This window comes from Gilvimarinus sp. 1_MG-2023 (assembly GCF_030548285.1).
This window is the reverse complement of record NZ_JAUOSC010001132.1, coordinates 1-264: the sequence shown is the minus strand read 5'-3', so window position 1 is coordinate 264 and position 264 is coordinate 1. Positions and strand designations below refer to the sequence as shown.

The following is a 264-nucleotide window of genomic DNA, read 5'->3' as shown; positions in this document are numbered from 1 at the left end:
CCCACCGACAGTGTGTGAATTTCACGCTCGGGGTTGATGGCCATGCCGTATTTTTCCGAAACGGTGCGGATTTTTTCGGCCAGTGGCCCCAATTCTCCGGCATCGTCTCCCAGTGCGAGGGCGATGTTTTCCGTGACGGTCAGGGTATCGAACAGGGAAAAATGCTGGAACACCATGCCAATCCCCATTTTACGGGCGTGGGCAGGGTCCTTGACTTCCAATGGCAAGCCATCCCAGAGCAGTTCACCACGATCGGGCTTGACC

Annotated in this window: 1 protein-coding gene; it reads right to left on the bottom strand. The window is 56.4% G+C overall.

Annotation, left to right across the window (positions count from 1 at the left end; all coding sequences use genetic code 11):
• Nucleotides 1-264 (bottom strand): ATP-binding cassette domain-containing protein (locus tag Q4563_RS20380; RefSeq protein ID WP_336623067.1); only part of this gene is annotated, 264 nt, incomplete at both ends.